Annotated in this window: 18 protein-coding genes; 7 read left to right on the top strand and 11 right to left on the bottom strand. The window is 65.5% G+C overall.

Features of this window, described 5'->3' with window-relative positions; translation table 11 throughout:
- The first annotated feature begins 86 nt into the window (after positions 1 to 86).
- Complete coding sequence (locus DIE03_RS05985; RefSeq protein WP_124448437.1) at positions 87 to 611, top strand: GNAT family N-acetyltransferase; 525 nt, start codon at positions 87 to 89, stop codon at positions 609 to 611.
- A gap of 63 nt (positions 612 to 674) precedes the next feature.
- Entirely contained in the window at positions 675 to 1,550 is an 876-nt protein-coding gene (locus DIE03_RS05980; RefSeq protein WP_260434809.1) for a S9 family peptidase, read from the top strand.
- A gap of 305 nt (positions 1,551 to 1,855) precedes the next feature.
- On the opposite strand, the gene DIE03_RS05975 is transcribed toward DIE03_RS05980, so the two are convergent.
- From DIE03_RS05975 to DIE03_RS05960, 4 genes are all read right to left on the bottom strand, one after another.
- Positions 1,856 to 3,052 (bottom strand): MFS transporter, encoded by a 1,197-nt coding sequence (locus DIE03_RS05975; protein WP_124448435.1) that lies wholly within the window; start codon positions 3,050 to 3,052, stop codon positions 1,856 to 1,858.
- The gene (locus tag DIE03_RS05970; protein WP_124448434.1) at positions 2,998 to 3,291 is read right to left on the bottom strand and encodes a tautomerase family protein; all 294 of its coding nucleotides are present in this window, start codon (positions 3,289 to 3,291) and stop codon (positions 2,998 to 3,000) included. Before DIE03_RS05970 ends, DIE03_RS05975 begins: the two co-directional genes overlap by 55 nt.
- A 64-nt stretch (positions 3,292 to 3,355) precedes the next feature.
- Entirely contained in the window at positions 3,356 to 4,093 is a 738-nt protein-coding gene (locus tag DIE03_RS05965; protein ID WP_124448432.1) for an SDR family oxidoreductase, read from the bottom strand.
- Between the two features lie 60 nt (positions 4,094 to 4,153).
- Positions 4,154 to 4,564 carry a cupin domain-containing protein gene (locus DIE03_RS05960; RefSeq protein WP_124448430.1) on the bottom strand — a complete coding sequence of 137 codons (411 nt, stop codon included), beginning with the start codon at positions 4,562 to 4,564 and terminating at the stop codon, positions 4,154 to 4,156.
- Positions 4,565 to 4,671: 107 nt separating this feature from the next.
- Here DIE03_RS05960 and DIE03_RS05955 point away from each other — a divergent pair, with 107 nt between their 5' ends.
- Together DIE03_RS05955 and DIE03_RS05950 are read left to right on the top strand one after the other, a co-directional pair.
- Complete coding sequence (locus tag DIE03_RS05955; RefSeq protein ID WP_124448428.1) at positions 4,672 to 5,577, top strand: LysR family transcriptional regulator; 906 nt, start codon at positions 4,672 to 4,674, stop codon at positions 5,575 to 5,577.
- Positions 5,578 to 5,921: 344 nt separating this feature from the next.
- On the top strand, positions 5,922 to 6,434 hold the full coding sequence (locus DIE03_RS05950) for a chloramphenicol phosphotransferase CPT family protein (RefSeq protein WP_124448426.1): 513 nt from the start codon (positions 5,922 to 5,924) through the stop codon (positions 6,432 to 6,434).
- A gap of 69 nt (positions 6,435 to 6,503) precedes the next feature.
- Here the strand turns inward: DIE03_RS05950 and DIE03_RS05945 are convergent, their stop codons facing one another.
- A complete protein-coding gene (locus tag DIE03_RS05945; RefSeq protein WP_124448424.1) occupies positions 6,504 to 7,757 on the bottom strand; it encodes an acetyl-CoA carboxylase biotin carboxylase subunit family protein in 1,254 nt (417 codons plus the stop codon).
- A gap of 37 nt (positions 7,758 to 7,794) precedes the next feature.
- Entirely contained in the window at positions 7,795 to 8,739 is a 945-nt protein-coding gene (locus DIE03_RS05940; protein ID WP_124448422.1) for a hypothetical protein, read from the bottom strand.
- Between the two features lie 165 nt (positions 8,740 to 8,904).
- Between DIE03_RS05940 and DIE03_RS05935 the strand changes: the two genes are divergently transcribed.
- A complete protein-coding gene (locus DIE03_RS05935) occupies positions 8,905 to 9,780 on the top strand; it encodes a LysR family transcriptional regulator (RefSeq protein ID WP_124448420.1) in 876 nt (291 codons plus the stop codon).
- Here DIE03_RS05935 and DIE03_RS05930 read toward each other — a convergent pair.
- Together DIE03_RS05930 and DIE03_RS05925 are read right to left on the bottom strand one after the other, a co-directional pair.
- Entirely contained in the window at positions 9,777 to 11,045 is a 1,269-nt protein-coding gene (locus DIE03_RS05930) for an ATP-grasp domain-containing protein (protein WP_124448418.1), read from the bottom strand. The genes DIE03_RS05935 and DIE03_RS05930 overlap by 4 nt on opposite strands.
- A 52-nt stretch (positions 11,046 to 11,097) precedes the next feature.
- On the bottom strand, positions 11,098 to 12,531 hold the full coding sequence (locus DIE03_RS05925; protein WP_124448416.1) for an MFS transporter: 1,434 nt from the start codon (positions 12,529 to 12,531) through the stop codon (positions 11,098 to 11,100).
- Between the two features lie 447 nt (positions 12,532 to 12,978).
- Here DIE03_RS05925 and DIE03_RS05920 point away from each other — a divergent pair, with 447 nt between their 5' ends.
- Together DIE03_RS05920 and DIE03_RS05915 are read left to right on the top strand one after the other, a co-directional pair.
- Positions 12,979 to 14,100, top strand: a complete 1,122-nt coding sequence (locus DIE03_RS05920; RefSeq protein ID WP_124448414.1) for a TauD/TfdA family dioxygenase — start codon at positions 12,979 to 12,981, stop codon at positions 14,098 to 14,100.
- A gap of 93 nt (positions 14,101 to 14,193) precedes the next feature.
- Positions 14,194 to 15,132 (top strand): ABC transporter substrate-binding protein, encoded by a 939-nt coding sequence (locus DIE03_RS05915; RefSeq protein ID WP_124448412.1) that lies wholly within the window; start codon positions 14,194 to 14,196, stop codon positions 15,130 to 15,132.
- Positions 15,133 to 15,151: 19 nt separating this feature from the next.
- On the opposite strand, the gene DIE03_RS38665 is transcribed toward DIE03_RS05915, so the two are convergent.
- The 3 genes from DIE03_RS38665 to DIE03_RS05900 all read right to left on the bottom strand — a co-directional run bounded on the left by DIE03_RS38665 (position 15,152) and on the right by DIE03_RS05900 (position 17,297).
- The gene (locus tag DIE03_RS38665; protein WP_124448410.1) at positions 15,152 to 16,042 is read right to left on the bottom strand and encodes an AidA/PixA family protein; all 891 of its coding nucleotides are present in this window, start codon (positions 16,040 to 16,042) and stop codon (positions 15,152 to 15,154) included.
- A 65-nt stretch (positions 16,043 to 16,107) separates the two neighbouring features.
- Entirely contained in the window at positions 16,108 to 16,611 is a 504-nt protein-coding gene (locus DIE03_RS05905; protein ID WP_124448408.1) for an inclusion body family protein, read from the bottom strand.
- Positions 16,612 to 16,913: 302 nt separating this feature from the next.
- Positions 16,914 to 17,297 carry a GtrA family protein gene (locus DIE03_RS05900; protein WP_124448406.1) on the bottom strand — a complete coding sequence of 128 codons (384 nt, stop codon included), beginning with the start codon at positions 17,295 to 17,297 and terminating at the stop codon, positions 16,914 to 16,916.
- Between the last annotated feature and the right edge of the window lie 6 nt (positions 17,298 to 17,303).

Here is a 17,303-nt window from a genome sequence, read left to right as displayed (position 1 = left end):
CCTGGCCTTCATCGCTCGTCCGCGGGCGGCCCGGCGTTGCCAACAATCGTGTGCCGGTCGTCGAATCCGGCGAAGGAGCGTGGAACGTGACGGTGACAGGAACCGACGAACGGGTGATACGCCGAGCCGGCGCGCCGGATGTGCCCGCGGTGCTGGCGATCTTCGACGAGGTGATCGCCTGGTTCGCCGCCATCGGCAACGAGGGGCAATGGGGCCGCGAGCCTTGGTCGACGTCGCCGAAGCGGATTGCGCTCGTGACCGACGCCTGTGCGCTGCCCGAAGCGTGGGTGGCGGAAGGGCCGGGCGGCCGCATCCTGGGCGCATTGATCCTGGGCGAGGCGATGCCCTACGTGCCTGCCGCGACCGAGCCGGAAATCTACGTGAGAGTGCTGGTTGCGTCGCGCGACGCACGGGCCCGCGGTGTCGGCCGGCGCCTGATGGCCTTTGCGGACGACCGCGCCCGGGCAGCCGGGGTGACCCGCTTGCGCGTGGACTGCTACGGCGGCGGGACAGGGGCGCTGGTGCGTTTCTACGAATCCTGCGGGTATGAGCGAATTTCAACCTTCGACGTGGACGGTTGGCCGGGGCAATTGCTCGGGCGCCGTTTGTGACGGCGCGCGTCACGCTTCGGTTATGGCGATGCTGAATCCCTCCTTGCTCGATATGTAGGCCTTATGACAACGACCCGAAGCCTGCTTTGGATGTGCCTTGCGCTCGTGATCCCCGGCGCCCATGCCGAACGGCTCAGGACGGACCTCCACGAATCCGTGTCGACGATCGACGTGACCGTCAAGGATCTTTACGGGACGGAACAAACGGGCAAGGTTGCGATCACGCAATTCCTCCCGGATGGCGATGGGCCGTTTCCGATCCTGATTCTCAATCATGGCCGCAGCCCGACGGATCGCGGTACGCCGCCGCGCTTTCGTTTCACCCGGCAAGTCGCCTTTTTCGTGAAACGGGGCTTCGCCGTATTCGAGCCGACGCGCATCGGCTACGGTCAGTTCGGCACACAGTTCGACCCGGAATACAGCGGCAAATGTCGTCAGAAGGACTACGCACCGATGATCGCGGCGGCGCGCACGGAAGAGCTTGCCGTACTGGACTACTCGAGGCGGCAGCCCCATGTCGACCCGCATCGCATCGTCATCGTCGGGCAATCGGTCGGCGGCTTCGTCACGACGGCCATGGCGGCCGACAATCCGGACGGCGTGGTCGGGGCGATCAACTTCGCCGGCGGGTCCGGCGGCGATCCGGTCGAGCATCCCGGCGTGCCTTGTCAGGGCGAACGCCTGGAAGCCATGTATTCGCGCTTCGGAGAAACGGCGCGTGTCCCGATGCTGTGGATCTATACCGAAAACGATCAGTACTTCGCACCGACATACAGCAGCGCGTGGCACGATGCATTCGTTCGCGCGGGCGGCCATGCCGACTATCGGCTGCTTCCGCCATTCGAGAATAACGGGCACCTGCTGTTCGCGCGCGGTACCGACGTATGGGAGCCCGTGGTATCCGAGGTTCTCGAGCGTTGGGGGTTTCCCGTTCGTTGATTATTCGGAGCGGGGGATTGAGCGTACCCGTCATACAGGGCCGACAACGCTGAATTCGACATCTTTCGAGCAAAGCCGATGACACATGACCCGTCTCATGAACCGCGTGGGTGCGATCGATCGAGTCGGGCTGCATCCGGCCAGTTGCGGCCGCTCGCCTGATACTCGACGCTGTCATTCGAACGGCTGCTTCGCAACTGGAAGGTGTCAGCGATCGTTTGCTGGAAACCAGTGGCCGGAGGAACGCTACCGGCAAATGCGATCCACTTGTGACAGCCCAGACAGGCAGCAGCGAAGCCGTTGAGTCACACAGCGACGCGATGCTTCCGGAGCAGTTGGAACGCCACGCCTGCCGTGCAAGCAGCAACGACGGCACTGACCAGAAACACGGCACGCAGGCCGGCGTGTCCGCCAACCCATCCCAGAGCGGGACTGCCGACGGCCATCGCAACGTCGAGAAAGGCCGTGTAGATGCCCATCGCCGTGCCTCGGTTCTTTGGCGTTATCCCCCTGACTGCTTCAACGCCCAGCCCCGGATACACAAGCGAATAGCCGAAGCCGGCAAGAGCGGCCCCCGCCGATGCAAGCAACGAAGTCTTGGCCAGCCAGACGAGCAGCAGGCCCGCGGCTTGAACGATGACGAATATCGCCGCGACTTTCGCCCCGCCAAGCTGGTCTGGAAGGTGCCCGACAACTGTGCGCGCGGCGATCAGTGCGACACCAAATGCGGTGAAGGCCATCCATACCGGCCGCCAGTGCATGTCTGTGAAGAAAAGCGAACTGAATGCCAGGATTGCGCAGTAGCCGATACTGGCGAGCGCTGCGCCGAGACCGGGTAGCCAGACAGCCTGCATGATCGTGTTGAAGGAGGCATGCTCTCCATGTGCGTGGGGCGCGACTGCTGGCATTCGGATCAGATAACCCAGCACCATCAAGGGCACGAGACCTGTTATAAGTGCGATCGCCGAAAATCCGAATGTCGTGTAAATGATGGACCCGATGGGTCCGCCGAGCGCCATCGCAGCGAACATCGCGGTTCCGACCCATGCAATCACTTTCCCGGCATGTTGTCTGTCTACCAGGCAGAGCCCCCAGGCGACCGCTCCTGTGATGATGAAGCTCTCAGCTCCTCCGAGCACCGCGCGACCTGCTAGCAGGATGGCAACGGACAGCGCGGGCACATTGAGCAAGGCAAGCGAAAGTAAATACAGCAGCCCCGCCACCACAGCAGCAATGAGACCGGCGAGGACGGCGCTTTTCGTACCCCGCCTGTCGGAAAAGGACCCCGCCCATACGCGCGAAAACAACGATGCGGCGAACTGCGCTCCTGCGACGAGACCGACCACGAACGGACCGAAGCCAAGATCGTTGCTGACATGCAAAGGCAGTACCGGAAGTGCGGCGCCAATGATGATGAAACCGGCGAGCACCGAGGCCATCACCGGCATCAGTGGCGCAACGACGGACTGCGCGGCAGTTGCTGCCGCAGGTGACTTGTGCATGAGGCCTGCCCATACATTCTGTATCCGGGTTTTTTGTAAAGCGTTTGAGAACGTTCCTCGATGTCCGGCCGATAGACTTCCTCCATCCATCGATCAGGTGGGATTTCTTCAAAGCCGACTGAAACGGATTCCTCGCCGTAGCCAAGGATCTGCATCACATCACGGGTGATGGCCTCGGCCAGACGTCGCTTCTGCTCCTCCGTCTTTCCGGGCCATGCTTTAACGATGACATGGGGCATTGCGTCTTTCTCCTGTAGTTGACAAGACCAGGCAGGTGAAATCGCGCGCCCGGTTGAATAGCGCTCAATACGCTTGCGTGGTGGGGCGGAAAAGCACTTCGTTGATGTCCACGTCTTCGGGCTGGCTGATGGCGAAGGCCACGACCCGTGCAAACGAGCTGGCCGGGATGGCGTTCTCGTACGTTTTCGCCATTCCCGTTGCGATGTCCTGATCGGTGATCGTGTCGATCAACTCGGTCGCGACTGCCCCCGGCGAAACGATGGTCGTCCGGATGTTCCAGGGCTTGACCTCCTGGCGCAGTCCTTCCGAGATGGCACGCACTGCCCACTTCGTGCCGGCATACACTGCGCCACCGGGACCAACCTTGTGGCCCGCGACGGACGAAACATTGATGATCTGGCCGCTCTTCTGCGACTGCATGTGGGGCAGCGTGGCCGCAATGCCGTACAACACACCCTTGATATTGACGTCGATCATCCGGTCCCACTCGTCGATCTTGAGTTTGTCGAGCATCGAGCTCGGCATGAGACCAGCATTGTTTAGCATCACATCGATGCGACCGTACAATTCCACCGCACGATCAACCAGCGTCTTGACCTGGCTACGATCGGTGACGTCGGTCTGCACAATTGCTTTCGCATCAAGTCCCAATTCGTTTGCAAGCGCTTCCAGCCGGTCAAGGCGACGCGCACCAAGGACAACTTTGGCACCCTGATTTGCGAGGTGGCGTGCGGTCTCCGCACCCAGGCCGCTGCTGGCGCCCGTAATGACGACGACTTTGCCGCTAATGTTTTCGCTCATGACTTCCCTCATCGGTATGAATCTGTACCCGAGCGTGCCGGCGCAGCACCCTGGATCGCATTACGCCTGCTCGCCACTGCCGAGATACTGCGCGTCCGTGACCCTTTCCAGCCATTCGACGTTCTTGCCGTCGAGCGCTTCCTGAATGGCGATATGCGTCATCGCGGTCGTCAAAGTCGCACCATGCCAGTGCTTGTGGCCCGGCGAGCACCAGATCACGTCGCCGGCGCGGATTTCGACGCGCAGCTCACCTTCGCATTGGGTCCAGCCACAGCCGGCCGTAACGATCAGGGTTTGACCAAGCGGATGGGTGTGCCAGTTGGTCCGCGCGCCTGGTTCAAAGGTGACGCTGGCACACGAGACGCGGGCCGGCGGGGGCGGAGCGTTCAGTGGGTCGAGCCGCACAGTGCCCGTGAACCATTCTTCAGGGCCTTTCTTCGAGGGCTGAGAGCCCGCACGTTTCAATTCCATGACTATTCCTCGTCGATGGCGATATGCCACTGCCAGCTAATTTAACTCCTGGCAATTGATGCGACTAGATGGCAATATTGGCATGCCCTTATGCTGTGGAGCATTAATTGAAAGAGGATTTCAACGACCTCGTCGGCTTCATGAACGTCGCGCGTGAGCGCAATTTCACGCGGGCGGCCGCCCAGCTGGGAGTCTCGCAGTCGGCCTTGAGCCGTACGGTTGCCGGCCTCGAAAAGCGGATGGGCCTTCAGTTGTTGACGCGCACTACCCGCAGCGTCTCGTTGACGGATGCTGGCGAACGGCTACTGACGGCGATTGCACCCCGTTTCCAGGAAATCGAAGCGGAGGTCGAGTCTTTGCGCGCGATGACAAGCAGTCCAGGCGGAACCGTCCGCATCACGGCCACGGACTACGCCGCAAACTCGTACGTTTGGCCGCGTCTGCAAACGTTGCTACGCCAGTACCCGAACCTCAAGATCGAATTGGTCAATGACTACGGGTTAGCGGATATCGTCGCGGATCGTTACGATGTTGGCGTGCGGCTAGGCGATCAAGTTGCCAAAGACATGGTTGCGATGCGGATCGCGCCGGACATGACTATGGCAATCGTGGGCTCCCCAGGGTACCTGCAATCGACCGCACTCGCGAAGACTCCGCAGGATCTGACGATGCACAACTGCATCAATCTGAGATTGCCAACGCGAGATTCACTGCTTCCCTGGGAGCTACGGAAGGGGCGACGAGAACTGCAGGTGCGGGTCGACGGTCAGCTCACGTTCAACAATGTCTACCAGATGTTGGACGCGGCGCTTGAAGGATTTGGGCTTGCATACGTCCCCAAAGACCTGGCCGAGAAACATGTCCGGGATGGACGTCTGCGTTGGGTGCTGGAGGACTGGTTCCCTACGTTCGTCGGGCATCACGTCTACTACCCCAGTCGCAGAAAATCATCCCGCGCAGTGGAGCTTGTAGTCGAGGCATTGAAGAGCGGCTATAAGAGTCGAGCGCGGTGACCGGCGAACGGCACCTCAGCTCATATGCGATCCGCTGAATGTGGCGTAAGCGAGCAAGCAATTCATCGTTGCAGGCCCGATGTGCCGCACGTCGATACCGTCGAGTGGCCGATGTCAATTGCTAATGAGACGAACTGTCGTGGAGGTGCCGAATGACAGAGAAGGGATCGATAGCTGTCGATCCACAAAACCGTGGAAGTAGGCGACGATGAAACAGGTTCTTCGCGCCGGACTGAAACTCGCCTGCGACGTCCGATCGCCATACGACCGTTCGACGAACCGATTGTCAGCCGCTGCGGTACCACGCCCACAGCACCTGCCCACCCATACCACCGCCATTCGACATGAACCCGATCGCGATCGTATTGCATGGCCCGACCAGCGCGGGAAAGAGCAGCCTGGCGAGGGCGCTCCAGGACAGTGCCGACATACCCATGTTTCACATTTCGCTGGACGCGTTCGTCGAAATGTCGCGCAGGCGTGACATGCGGTCGGCCGAGGAACTCGACGAGGCGCTCAGGCTTCATCATCTGAACCTGCAGTCGACGCTCAGCCGCGTCGCGGCCAGTCATTTCGACATCGTCCTCGATCTCGTACTTCGGGATACGTCCGCGCTGGACGCGTGCATCGCTGCACTATCTCCTCGTCGCGCCATCGTCGTGGGCGTTTCGTGTCCGTTGGCCGTCCTCGAGCAGCGCGAACGTGCGAGGCCGGACCGAGGCGAGGGAATGGCCAGATCCCAGTTCGGGCATCCCGCCTATTCACGGCCGTACGCGATGCGCATCGATACGTCGACATGCAGCCCGGAGGAAGGCGCCCGTCGTATCCGTGCGCACATCGACGAACAGCGCGCGTGACTGCGCGTGAAGTGCGACGCGGATGCGCTCAAGCACCGTCGCAGCCATTCCGGAACACCCTATGACGTATCAGCCAACCTTTCCGGTTGAAGGCTCCAGATCAGAAGATGCCGCAGCCTGCGTCGGCTGTACGACCTCACCGCGCTCGGCCGACGATTCCGCGTGTTCCGCCGAACCGTGCGCAGCCGGCAACGCAACCCGTACATAAAGAAACGCGCGCCGTTCGCGATCGGGCAGCACTTGAGGCCCGTAACTGAGCGTGACCGCGCCGTCGTTCAGTTCGCCGGCCTGCGCGAAGCGCCACGCGCTCGGATCGCTGTCGAGCAGGAATTCGGCGCGTGCATACGCGTGCGGCTCGAACAGCTCGGGGATCGTCACCGCACGCCCGTCGAGCTTGTCGAGCAGTGCTTCGACGACGTTGAAGCCGTACCCGTCGCGCACGATGTCGCAGATGAAGCTGCCCGCGATGCGCGGATTCAGCTCGATCACGTGCGGCACGCCGTCGTGCACGATGCAGTCGAGGTGCACGGGCCCCCACGTGAGCCCGGCCGCCGCGGTCGCGCGCGTGCCGACGTCGATCAGCGCGCGCAGCGTGTCGCCATCGAGATCGAGTTCGGACGTATAGCCGCGTTCGAGAAAACCGGCGCCATGCCGCTTCAGCTTGCGCAGCGCGCCGACATAGCGGCCGTCGAAATACTCGACGCAGTATTCGCTGCCGCTCAGGAATTCCTCGATCACGACGCGTTCGTTTGCGAGCGACTGCGCGTCGGCTTGCGCGGCCGCGACCGCGAGCGCGTCGAGCTGCGCTCGTACGTCGGCGATGTCCTCGCAGCGCCGCACACCATCGCTCGCCGAGCCTTCCGACGGCTTGACGACGACCGGAAGGCGCAGCGGATCGGCCGCGGCCGCAAGCGCTGCCGGCGCGGCCAGCGTGCCCGTGACGAACCGGGCGGCCGGGATGCCGTGCGCGGCGAGCAGCGCCTTCTGGTTCGATTTCGATACCGCGTGCGCGACGTGCCGCGCGTCGGGGCCGGGCAGGCCGAGCGCGTCGGCAACCCACGCGGCGGTGCGCGCATAGGTGTCGTGGGCGGTCGTCACGCGCAGCGTATCGAGTTCGCCGGGAAAGCGCGTGCGCAGCCAGCCGGCGAGCCGGCCGGCATCGGGCTCGAGGTTGACGGTCTCGACGGCGTCGGGAAACACGCCGTCGAGACGATGGCCGGGCGCGGTGATGACGGTGACGGCCAGCTGGCGTGCCAGCGCGGCGCGGACCAGCGCAACGCTGCTGCCGGTGGCGCGCGCGCCGATCACGATGAGTCGCTTCATGTCGGGTCCTTGATCGGGAACGGAGGAGTAGGGCCGGTCAGCGCGCGCGCCGGCGCAGGCGCTGCGCTTCGAGGCGCGGCAGCAGGTGCTGGACGACGCGCGGCAGCGTATAGATCGGCAACTGCGCGCACGTGAACACGAGTGCCATGGTCGGCGTCGCGGCCAGCCCGAGCGCGGCCCACATCAGGCCGACGTTGCGATTGGCGACGATCAGCGCGACGTTGAGCCGCGTGCGGACGTCGCCGGGCGTGAGCCCGTACGCGAGGACCTGGAAGCCGGCATTGACCGCGAACGCGAGCACGATCGCGCTCAGCGCGCGGTGCGGCGCATCGATGATCGATTGCTGCATGCCGGCCATCGTGCCGAGCGCGAACACCAGCAGCGCGACCACGACGGTCGCGTCGATCGGCGTCGCATGGCGGTCGAGTCGCGAACCGGCAAAGCGTCGCACGAGCAGCGCGACACCCTCGGCACTGCCGATCAGCAGCGCGAGCCGCAACGCGAGACTCAATGGCGAGATCGACACCGCGGCATCGTGGCTGAACCAGGCCGTCAGCAGCGGCGCGGTGAGCGGCACGAACACCATCGACGCGAGGGTCGCGACGAGGGCGACGCTCGCGTCGAGCGACAACATCCGCGCGATCGTCGACGTGCCGCTCGACGGCGGCGCGCAGTACGCGATCACCAGCGCGACGACCCAGTCGTACGGCATGCCGGCGAGCCGCGCGGCGATACCGAGCGCGACCGGGCACACGATCATCGTCGCGGCCGGCAGCAGCAGCGACACGGCCGGCCGGCGCGCAACCGCGCGCACGGCGCTGGGCTCGACGCGCAGCAGCGTGCCGAGCACGAACAGGAACACGGTGACAGGCATCAACGGCCGCGCGAGACCCGCGAGCGGCGGCACCAGCAGCCCGAGGACGACGCCGCACGCGAGCACGGTAGGCCCGCGCCGCACCGTCGCGGCGATCAGTGCGCGCACGGGCGAACCTCGGGCCGGCGGCGAACGTTGGTGAAGCCGGAGCAGACAGCGGATGGCATGCGGATTCCTCGGAAAGAGCGGCCGGCACCGAATATCCGCTAGGCTAATCCGGATGATTGGCGAAGTAAAATGATATAAACTGAATCGGTAACAAGAGAAAATGATATGAACATCCCTCTGCTCGAAACCTTTCGTGCCGTTGTTCAGGAAGGCAGCGCGTTGCGCGCGGCCGAGCGGCTCGGCTGCACGCAATCGAACGTCACCGCGAGGCTGCGCCAGCTCGAAGAGTCGCTCGACGCGCCGCTGTTCGACCGGCACGGCAAGCGGCTGGTGCTGAACGATGCGGGACGCCGGCTGATGCCGTATTGCGACCGCATCCTGCGCCTTGTCGACGAAGCGACGCAGGTGGTGCGCGATACGCCGGTCGCACGCAGCTTCCGGCTCGGTTCGATGGAAAGCACGGCGGCCACGCGGCTGCCGGCGCTGGCCGCCGCGTTGAAGGAGCGCGAGCCGGCGCTCGGTCTCGCGGTCCAGATCGGCAGCGAGCCGGAGCTGGCCGACGCACTGCTGCGCGGCCGGATCGATACCGCGCTCACCGCGCGCGCGGTCGTCCGGCCAGGGTTGCGTTACGAGCCCGCGTTTGCCGAAGAGATGGTGCTGGTCGGCGCGGCCACGGTCACGCGCCGGCAACTGCTGGCCGACAACTCGGTGCGGCTGCTCGCGTTTCACGACGGCTGCCCGTACCGCGCGGTCGCGGAGCACTGGCTGAAGGCGCGCGGCGTCGCGATCGAATCGGTGTCGTCGTTCGGCACGTTCGGCGCGATCCTCGGCTGCGTGGCGGCCGGGATGGGCGTCGCGATCCTGCCGAAGCGGATCACGACCGAGTACGTCGCGCGCAAGGAATTGCGCGCGCATGCATTCGACGACCTCGACAGCGTGACGACCTACCTCGTCACGCCCGACGAAGCGCCCGCGCTGCCCGAACTCGATGCGCTGCGCGCGGTGCTCGGCCGGCAGGCGGGTGCGCTGCTCGCGCGCTAGGCCGGCACAACCGCGCGTTCGTCCGCGAAGAAATCGGCTTCGATCTCGCGGATGCGCCGGCAATCCTCGAGCAGCCGCTCGAACGTCGGACTGTAGAGGCCGACGGTGCCGAGCGCCGTCTGCAGGTCGGTGGTCACGCGCAGCGTATCGCCTACCTTGATCCACTGCTTGAGCCCGACGAACGACGGCAGCGCCTGGATCGCCTGCCACGTGAAGTCCTGCCGCAGCACGCCGTTACGTGACGACAGCAGCAGCACGTGCCCGCAATAGCCGCGGAAATCCGTCGGCGCGGCCGCTTCGCCGAACAGCCGCTCCGGATGCAGCACGGCTTCGACGGCGGCCGATACGTGATTCTCGCCGCTGACCGCACTCGTCAGGCGCGGGTCCAGGCTACCGTGCAGTCGCGCGTTCAGCTCGACGATCGTCGGGCCGTCAGCCGTATCGAACAGCTCGAGGTGGGTCGGCCCGAAGCGCACGTCGAGCGCGTCGAGTACGTCGGCCGCGTAGTCGAGCAGCGGCGCGTAGCGCGGGTCCGCGTGATTCAGCACCAGCATCTTGTCGAGCCGCGGCGCGTGCGTACGGTCGCGATGCACTTCCCACAGGCTGACCACGCGATGACGGCCCTCGAACGACACCGAATCGACGATGTATTCCTGCCCCTCGGAATAGCTCTGGATCACGATGTCGTCGTTCGGCTGGTTGTACAGCGAACGGGTGGCCAGCACGTCGCGCGCGGCAGCCTCGACCTGCGCGAGCGTCCGGCAGATCTTCACGCCGGTGACGCCCGCGCTGCGCGCCGGCTTCACGACGAGCGGCAGCGTGCGCTGCGCGCGCGCCCATTCGAGCGCTTCATCGACCGACGTGCTGTGAAAGTGTGCCGGTGCGCGCAGGCCGGCCTGGCGGATGCGTTCGTTCATCGCGAACTTGTCGCGCCGCGCGGCCGACGTCGCGAGCGGGTTGCGGTAAGGCACGTCGAGCCGCTCGGCCAGCGTGTCGGCCAGCTCCAGCGCCGCATCGAGGCCGTGCAGCACCGCGCCGATCCGCAGGTCGCCCAGCTGCGCGAGCGTCGCGTCGATGTCGCCGCGGTGCTGGACCTGGCGGATGTAGTCGGACGCCACGAACTGGTTCCGGTAGATTTCCGGCAGGTCGGGATCGCTGATCACGTGCGCGCAACGGATGCCGTACGCACGAAACGCGGGCGCCAGGTAGGCGGCGGTCGACGCGCCGTCGACGATCAGGACGGTATCGATGAAGCGATGCTGCATGGGTTCCTCGCTCGGCTGTGGGATCGGTTGAAGGGTGTCGGTCGGCGACGGCTCAGGCCCGCGCGCCGGTATCGGGTGCGTCGCCGGGCCAGCGCAAGGCCACCACGATGCAGACCGCGACGAGCACGGCCGCGACGGCGAACGCGTGCGCCGCGCCGGCCACGATCGCCGCGCCCTGGCCCGCGACCAGCGCGCCGAGTGCCGCGACGCCGATCGCGGCGCCCACCTGGCGCGCGGTATTGAGGATCGCGGAAGCTGTTGCCGAGCGGCCGGCCTCGACGCTGCCGAGCATCGTCGACGTCAGCGCGGGAATCGCGATGCCGCCGCCGATCGCCATCGCCGCGAGCCCCGGCGCCAGCAGGACGTACGGCGTATGCGCGGCGAGCGTGCGCCACAGCCACAGGTAGCCCGCGAGCGTCACGGCGAGGCCGATGACGACGGTCGCGCGGAATCCGTACCGTACCGCGAGCCGCGCGCTCGCGATGTTGGCGAGCATGATGATCGTGAGCGGCGCGAGCGCGAGCCCCGATTCGGTCGCCGTGAAGCCGCGCGCGTTCTGGAAATAGAGGCTGAGCGAGAAGATCAGCCCGTAGAACGCGGCGTTCGTGACCGCGCCGATCGCCAGCACGCCCGGCACGCGCGCGATCCGGAAGAACGCAAGCTGCAGCATCGGCGCGGCCACGCGCCGTTCGATCGCGACGAACAGCGTGCCGAGCACGGCCGACGCGATCAGCGCGCCGGCCGCATACGGATCGCCGACACCTTGCGCGCCCGCCCGGATGATCCCGCCCGTCAGCAGACCGAGTACCAGCACCGCGACGATCTGGCCGGCCGGATCGAACAGCCGCGTGCGCGCGGCAGCCGAATCCTGCACGTGGCGCAGCGTGAGCCACAGCCCGATCGCGCAGATCGGCAGGTTGATGAAGAAGATCGCGCGCCAGCCGAGCGAATCGATCAGCAGGCCGCCGAGCGTCGGCCCGGCCGCGCTGATCGCACCGCCGGTCGCGCTCCACCACGCGACGGCTTTCACGCGCGCGGCAGTGTCGTTCGCGCACGCATGCGTGATGAGCGCGAGCGACGTGGGCAGGATCATCGCGGCGCCGACGCCTTGTGCGACCCGCGCGGCGATCAGCGCGACGAGCGACGGCGCGAGCGCGCAGCCGAGCGACGCGAGCAGGAACAGCGCGAGGCCGTATGCGAACAGCCGGCGGCTGCCGAAGCGGTCGGCCAGCGTGCCGGACGTCAGCAGCAACGCGGCGAACGACAGTGTGTACGCATCGACGATCCACTGCAGCCCGTGAACGCGCGAGCCGAAGGAGTGGCCGAGGCTCGGAATGGCGACGTTGACGACGGTCACGTCGAGCTGGACGATCGCGAAGCCGAGGCTCGCGGCCGCGACGGTCGGGAGGATCGCACGCAGCGACGTGCGCGATGCCGGCGCGGCGGCGGCCGGTGCGCTGTCGAGCGCCGCGGCACGGTCGCTCATTGCGGCTCCCTGGCCGGATGGTCGGGGCGGCGGTACACCGGCAACGTCACGTCGTATCCGGCGTCCTCGAAGAAGCAGCAGCGCGGCAGGCGGCATCGATTCATCTGGCGGGTTCCCGTAGGGCGGATGAGGGGAGGCGGCTGCGCGTCGGGCGCCGGCCGCGTCGTCGAATCCGACAGAAAACTAGCATCGACCCGCTAGCGAATACAAATAATAACCAGCGATTTTTTAACAAGTATTCGTGTTAAAGGCCGGCTCGATCGGTGCGGCCGAGCGCGGCTGCGTTGCTGAACTTATATCGATAATTTTTGTTTGCAATCGAATTAATATCATTTCGCAATGCAATGACGGTCTCCTAGTCTTGTCGAGCGCTTCGCACCGAGGACGGCCGAGCGCGGCGGTGGTGCGCTACCGCTCTTCGACCCAGAATCTTTATACGAGAGACCTATGACCTATCTCGCAGATGAACGCGTCGCCTTGACGGCAGTGGAATCCGCTCACATCCGCAGGACACTCGGCGCGCTGGCCTACGATCCGGCCGGCGGCGCCGGCTATATCAGTGCGGTGCGCAAGCTCGCGTACAACGCGTTTCCCGACCGCATCGTCGACGCGTTCGACCGCGCGAAGGCGCCGACCGCGGACGCGCACGGTTCGATCGAGATCGACAACCTGCCGATCGACGACGACGTGAAGGGCAGCCCACGGTTCGAGGAAACCGGCCGCTCGTTCAAGGCCGGCGTGCTGAGCGAGAACGTGCTGGTCGCGCTGAGCACGCTGGCCGGCGAGCCGTATTCGATCGCGCACGAAGGCCGCGAGCTCGTGAACAACCTGACGCCGCACAAGGCAACCGCACGCGAGTACACGGGCCTCGGCTCCGAGGTCGAGCTGGATTTCCATATCGAGAACGCCGCGCAGGCGCACATGCCGGAAGGCGATACGTCACCGTTCGCGCTGCTGCTGCTCGGCGTACGCAGCGAAGCCGGCGGCGGCCCGTACACGCGGCTCGCCGATGCGCGCCGCGCGCTGGAACGGCTGTCGCCGGACGACATCGCGCAACTGTACGGCGAGCACTACATCATCCGTGTGCCGTACCGGTGGCGCGGGGCCGCGCCGACGCCGCGCGACAACACCGACCTGAGCGCCGTGCTGTCGGGGCCGCTCGACGCGCCGCGCGTGACGGTCGCGTTCTATCCGGACATGGTGCTGGCCGTCAACACGCGCGCGCAGGAGGCGCTGGCGAACCTGTACCGCGCGGTGCGCGAGGTGTCGTTCGGCGTCCAGGTGTCGCCGGGCAAGCTGGTGCTGATCAACAACCATTTCACGCTGCATTCGCGCGACCGTTTCGATCCGCAGTACGACGAGAACGATCGTGCATACCGCTGGGTGCAGCGCGTGTTCGTCGCGCGCAGCCTGTGGAATTTCCGCTCGTTCACGCCGCTGCAGGCGCGCGTGTTCGATCCGAAAGCGCTGTACGCGGGTGACCCGGCGCAAGCGAGGCAGCCGTCGCGCGTCGTGCAGCCGGCGCCGCAGCGCGCGGCCGCGGCCGAACTCGAGGCGACGCCCGCGTGAAAGACCGGACGAGGCGGCGACACGCGCGACACGTCGCCTGCCCCACTCGAGAATGCCCGACACATCGTCGAATTACAAAGGATTGCAAAAGACATGAGAAGAACGACTTTCCCCGTTGCGCGCATCGCTCGCATGCTGGCCGCGATCGCGATCGGCGGCAGTGTCGCCGCGCAGGCCGCGACGTTCGACCTGAGCCCCGAGCAGCCGGGCCGGCAGCGCGGCACCGTGAACCCGGCGGTCGAGCGGGCGGTGCCGGGCGGCTTCAAGTTTGCCGAAGCGGACACGCTGACGATCGGCATCGCGCCGAACCTGCCGCCGCTCAGCACGTATGCGACGGATGCGCGGACGGTGGTCGGCTTCGATCCCGATCTCGCGCAACTGATCGCGGACAGTATCGGCCGCAAGTTGAAGATCGTGGCGCTCGCGTGGGCCGACTGGCCGCTCGCGCTGCAGTCCGGCAAGGTCGACGCGGTGATCTCGAACGTGACGGTCACCGAGCAGCGCAAGGAGAAGTTCGACTTCTCGACCTACCGGAAGGATCAGGTCGGCTTCTACGTGAAGAACGGCAGCAAGCTTGCCGCGATCCGCGAACCGAAGGATGTCGCCGGGCTGCGCGTCGTGACCGATTCGGGCACGAACCAGGAAAAGATCCTGCTCGAATGGAATCGCCAGAATGTCGCACGCGGCCTCGCGCCGGTCGAGATCCAGTACTACCCCGACGCGGCGGAGCGCTGGGTCGCGCTGCAGTCGGGCCGCGTCGACACGATCTTCAGCGTGAACTCGATGCTCGCGTACCAGGCGTCGCTGCGCGGCGACGCGAAGCTGATCGGCACCGTGAGCGGAGGCTGGCCGCGTACCGCGGACATCGCGATCACGACGCGCAAGGGCAGCGGGCTCGCCGATCCGCTGACGCTCGCGATCAATGCGCTGATCGCGAACGGCAGCTACCGGAAGGTGCTTGGACGCTGGAGCCTCGATGCCGAAGCGATCGACCAGTCGCAGACCAATCCACCGGGATTGCCGCGCACCTGAGTGCCGCACGCGGCGCCGCTCACGTGATCGGCCACTGCAGGATCACGATCCCGTCGTTGTAGTCGCGGTCGGCGCCGTCTTCGGCGCCGAGCCAGCCGAGCCAGACCGTATCGCCGGCGGACAGCGGCGCGAGCCGCGCATCGGTCGCGGATGGTTTGCCATTGGCCGACGCGTCGATCCGGATCCTGCCGCCCCGCGAGTTCAGCGTGAACTGCCTGACGCCGTCGTCGCCGTTGCCGGCGAACGACGCGGCCGGTTCCGTCGCGTCGTCGATGAACAGCTTCAGGTCCTGCCGGTCGGCGGCATTCGCGTAGAAGGTCGCTTTGAAATCGGTATTCGGCGGCAGCGTGAAGTGGCCGTTGCGGTCGGACGACGGCTTGAAACCGGGCTGCTTCGTGTCCGGATGGCTGCCGGCGATCTCGATGGTCGTTTCCCAGCGGAAGTAGCCCGACACGGCGCCGTCGCGGTCGAGCACCGCGAAATCGGCCGTGCAGGCGGTGGTGCCGGCAGCGAGCACCTCGCTGCGCCAGAAATGGTCTTTCATCGGCCGGCACGACGGCTGAAGCAGGTCGTCGCCGTCCGGCACCGGCGTGGCGGCATCGCGGACTTCCGCTTCGATCGGCGCGACGATGCCGGCGTCCTTCAAGACGAACCGGACGAACAGCACGCTCACCTCGGCGCGCAGCGCCAGTGCGGTCTCGCGCAGGTGAAGCTGGTCGCCCGGCGACAAGCCGGCAAACAACCGGTTGTCGTTGTGGCCGACCTGCCCGGCGTCGCCGGGGCTCAGCACGTAGATGTGCCGGCCGTCGATCACGGTCGGCGCATCGGCGTCCCGGCTTGCATCGGGGTAGGTCGACAGCAGCGTGACGGCGTCGATGACTGCGAGCACATCGCAACGAAGACCAGACATGGGCACCTCCTCCGCAACAAGGGGGCGGCGCGGACGGCCGTCGCGCGGCCGCCCGCCTGCCGCGATCAGTTATGGATCGAGATGAACGGATCCCACGAGAAGCAGCCCTGGCTCTGACAGTTGCGATCGATGATCTGGAACTGGAAGTGGTAGGTCACGCGGCCGACCTTCAGGCATTCCGACGACCAGTAGTAGTTCGCGACTTTCTGGCACGTCGGCACTTCCGGCTTGCTGGTGTTCGGCACCGGGATCGACGCTTCCGCGACGCGCGGCGTCGGCGTCGAGATCAGGTCGTTGCCGACGTTGCCGATGAACTTGTAGAACACCACCTGGTTCTCGAAGCCCAGCGACAGGCTCGTTTCGCGCCAGCGGATCAGGTCGCCGACCTGCGCTTTCAGATCGAGCTCGCCGCCCGCCTGCCCGGAGATCACGTTGTCCTGGTTGGTCACCATATAGACGTAATGCCAGTCGATCAGCGTCGGTGCGGCCGGGTTCCTGCTGGGATTCGGATATTTTTTGAGAATGGTTTCGGTATCGAACGAAACGAGCACATCGGTAACGCGTGACATAGAAGCTCCCGTTTTAAGTAATGGGACTTATCGTTGCGCGAATTGCTTCGTGCGGCCGCCATCGCCTTGTGCCGCAAGGCTTCGCTGCGGAATCGGCAGGTGCTGAAGCGACGGCGAATGCAGGTTATCCCGTTTGGTTAATCGTGGAAGCTGTAAAAGTAAACAGGTCGCCAATATTATCTGTATTATTAATTTTGAAATCGGAATCAATCGAATCGATACGCTACATAAATATAGCGACATTGAATCTGTTAATCGATTGGCCGATTATCTGCGGGGGAGAGGAAAGGCGGGGAAGCCGCTTACCGGTACGTCCACAGCCGGTGCAGCACGAACGTCGTCGGCGGGATCAGCAGCGCGATCGCGGCGATGCTCGTCCCGCGCGACAGGTCGAGCGCTTCGGCGCCGCGCGCCAGCAGCATCGTCTCGACGAAGCCGGCCAGCGTGACCGCGAGAAAGCGCACCACGTTGCGCGTGTGCACCGTCGACGAGAAGCTCCACAGCGTGTTCGCGAGATACGAGAACGCCGTCGCGCACAGGAAGGCGACCGCGTTCGCGGTCACCAGCGTCGCATCGAACAGCGTGAACAGCGCCGCGGCGACCAGCGTGTGGATCGCGGTCGAGAAAAGTCCGGACACGCCGAAGCGCACGAGCCGCGTGCGTTCGGCGCAGAGCAGGTCGATCATGGCGGC

This window comes from Burkholderia sp. Bp8992 (genome assembly GCF_003853705.1).
Taxonomy (GTDB): Bacteria; Pseudomonadota; Gammaproteobacteria; order Burkholderiales; family Burkholderiaceae; genus Burkholderia.
Note: the sequence above shows the minus strand (reverse complement) of the source record. Positions and strands in the feature narration are given on the sequence as shown.

What these genes read in the sequence shown, in the direction of transcription:
- DIE03_RS05970 (WP_124448434.1), bottom strand. Translation starts at nt 3,291, where the DNA reads ATGCCCCATGTCATCGTTAAAGCATGGCCCGGAAAGACGGAGGAGCAG.
- DIE03_RS05935 (WP_124448420.1), top strand. Translation starts at nt 8,905, where the DNA reads ATGAACATCCCTCTGCTCGAAACCTTTCGTGCCGTTGTTCAGGAAGGC.
- DIE03_RS05980 (WP_260434809.1), top strand. Translation starts at nt 675, where the DNA reads ATGACAACGACCCGAAGCCTGCTTTGGATGTGCCTTGCGCTCGTGATC.
- DIE03_RS05915 (WP_124448412.1), top strand. Translation starts at nt 14,194, where the DNA reads ATGAGAAGAACGACTTTCCCCGTTGCGCGCATCGCTCGCATGCTGGCC.
- DIE03_RS05960 (WP_124448430.1), bottom strand. Translation starts at nt 4,564, where the DNA reads ATGGAATTGAAACGTGCGGGCTCTCAGCCCTCGAAGAAAGGCCCTGAA.
- DIE03_RS05930 (WP_124448418.1), bottom strand. Translation starts at nt 11,045, where the DNA reads ATGCAGCATCGCTTCATCGATACCGTCCTGATCGTCGACGGCGCGTCG.
- DIE03_RS05925 (WP_124448416.1), bottom strand. Translation starts at nt 12,531, where the DNA reads ATGAGCGACCGTGCCGCGGCGCTCGACAGCGCACCGGCCGCCGCCGCG.
- DIE03_RS38665 (WP_124448410.1), bottom strand. Translation starts at nt 16,042, where the DNA reads ATGTCTGGTCTTCGTTGCGATGTGCTCGCAGTCATCGACGCCGTCACG.
- DIE03_RS05975 (WP_124448435.1), bottom strand. Translation starts at nt 3,052, where the DNA reads ATGCACAAGTCACCTGCGGCAGCAACTGCCGCGCAGTCCGTCGTTGCG.
- DIE03_RS05900 (WP_124448406.1), bottom strand. Translation starts at nt 17,297, where the DNA reads ATGATCGACCTGCTCTGCGCCGAACGCACGCGGCTCGTGCGCTTCGGC.
- DIE03_RS05920 (WP_124448414.1), top strand. Translation starts at nt 12,979, where the DNA reads ATGACCTATCTCGCAGATGAACGCGTCGCCTTGACGGCAGTGGAATCC.
- DIE03_RS05945 (WP_124448424.1), bottom strand. Translation starts at nt 7,757, where the DNA reads ATGAAGCGACTCATCGTGATCGGCGCGCGCGCCACCGGCAGCAGCGTT.
- DIE03_RS05965 (WP_124448432.1), bottom strand. Translation starts at nt 4,093, where the DNA reads ATGAGCGAAAACATTAGCGGCAAAGTCGTCGTCATTACGGGCGCCAGC.
- DIE03_RS05905 (WP_124448408.1), bottom strand. Translation starts at nt 16,611, where the DNA reads ATGTCACGCGTTACCGATGTGCTCGTTTCGTTCGATACCGAAACCATT.
- DIE03_RS05950 (WP_124448426.1), top strand. Translation starts at nt 5,922, where the DNA reads ATGAACCCGATCGCGATCGTATTGCATGGCCCGACCAGCGCGGGAAAG.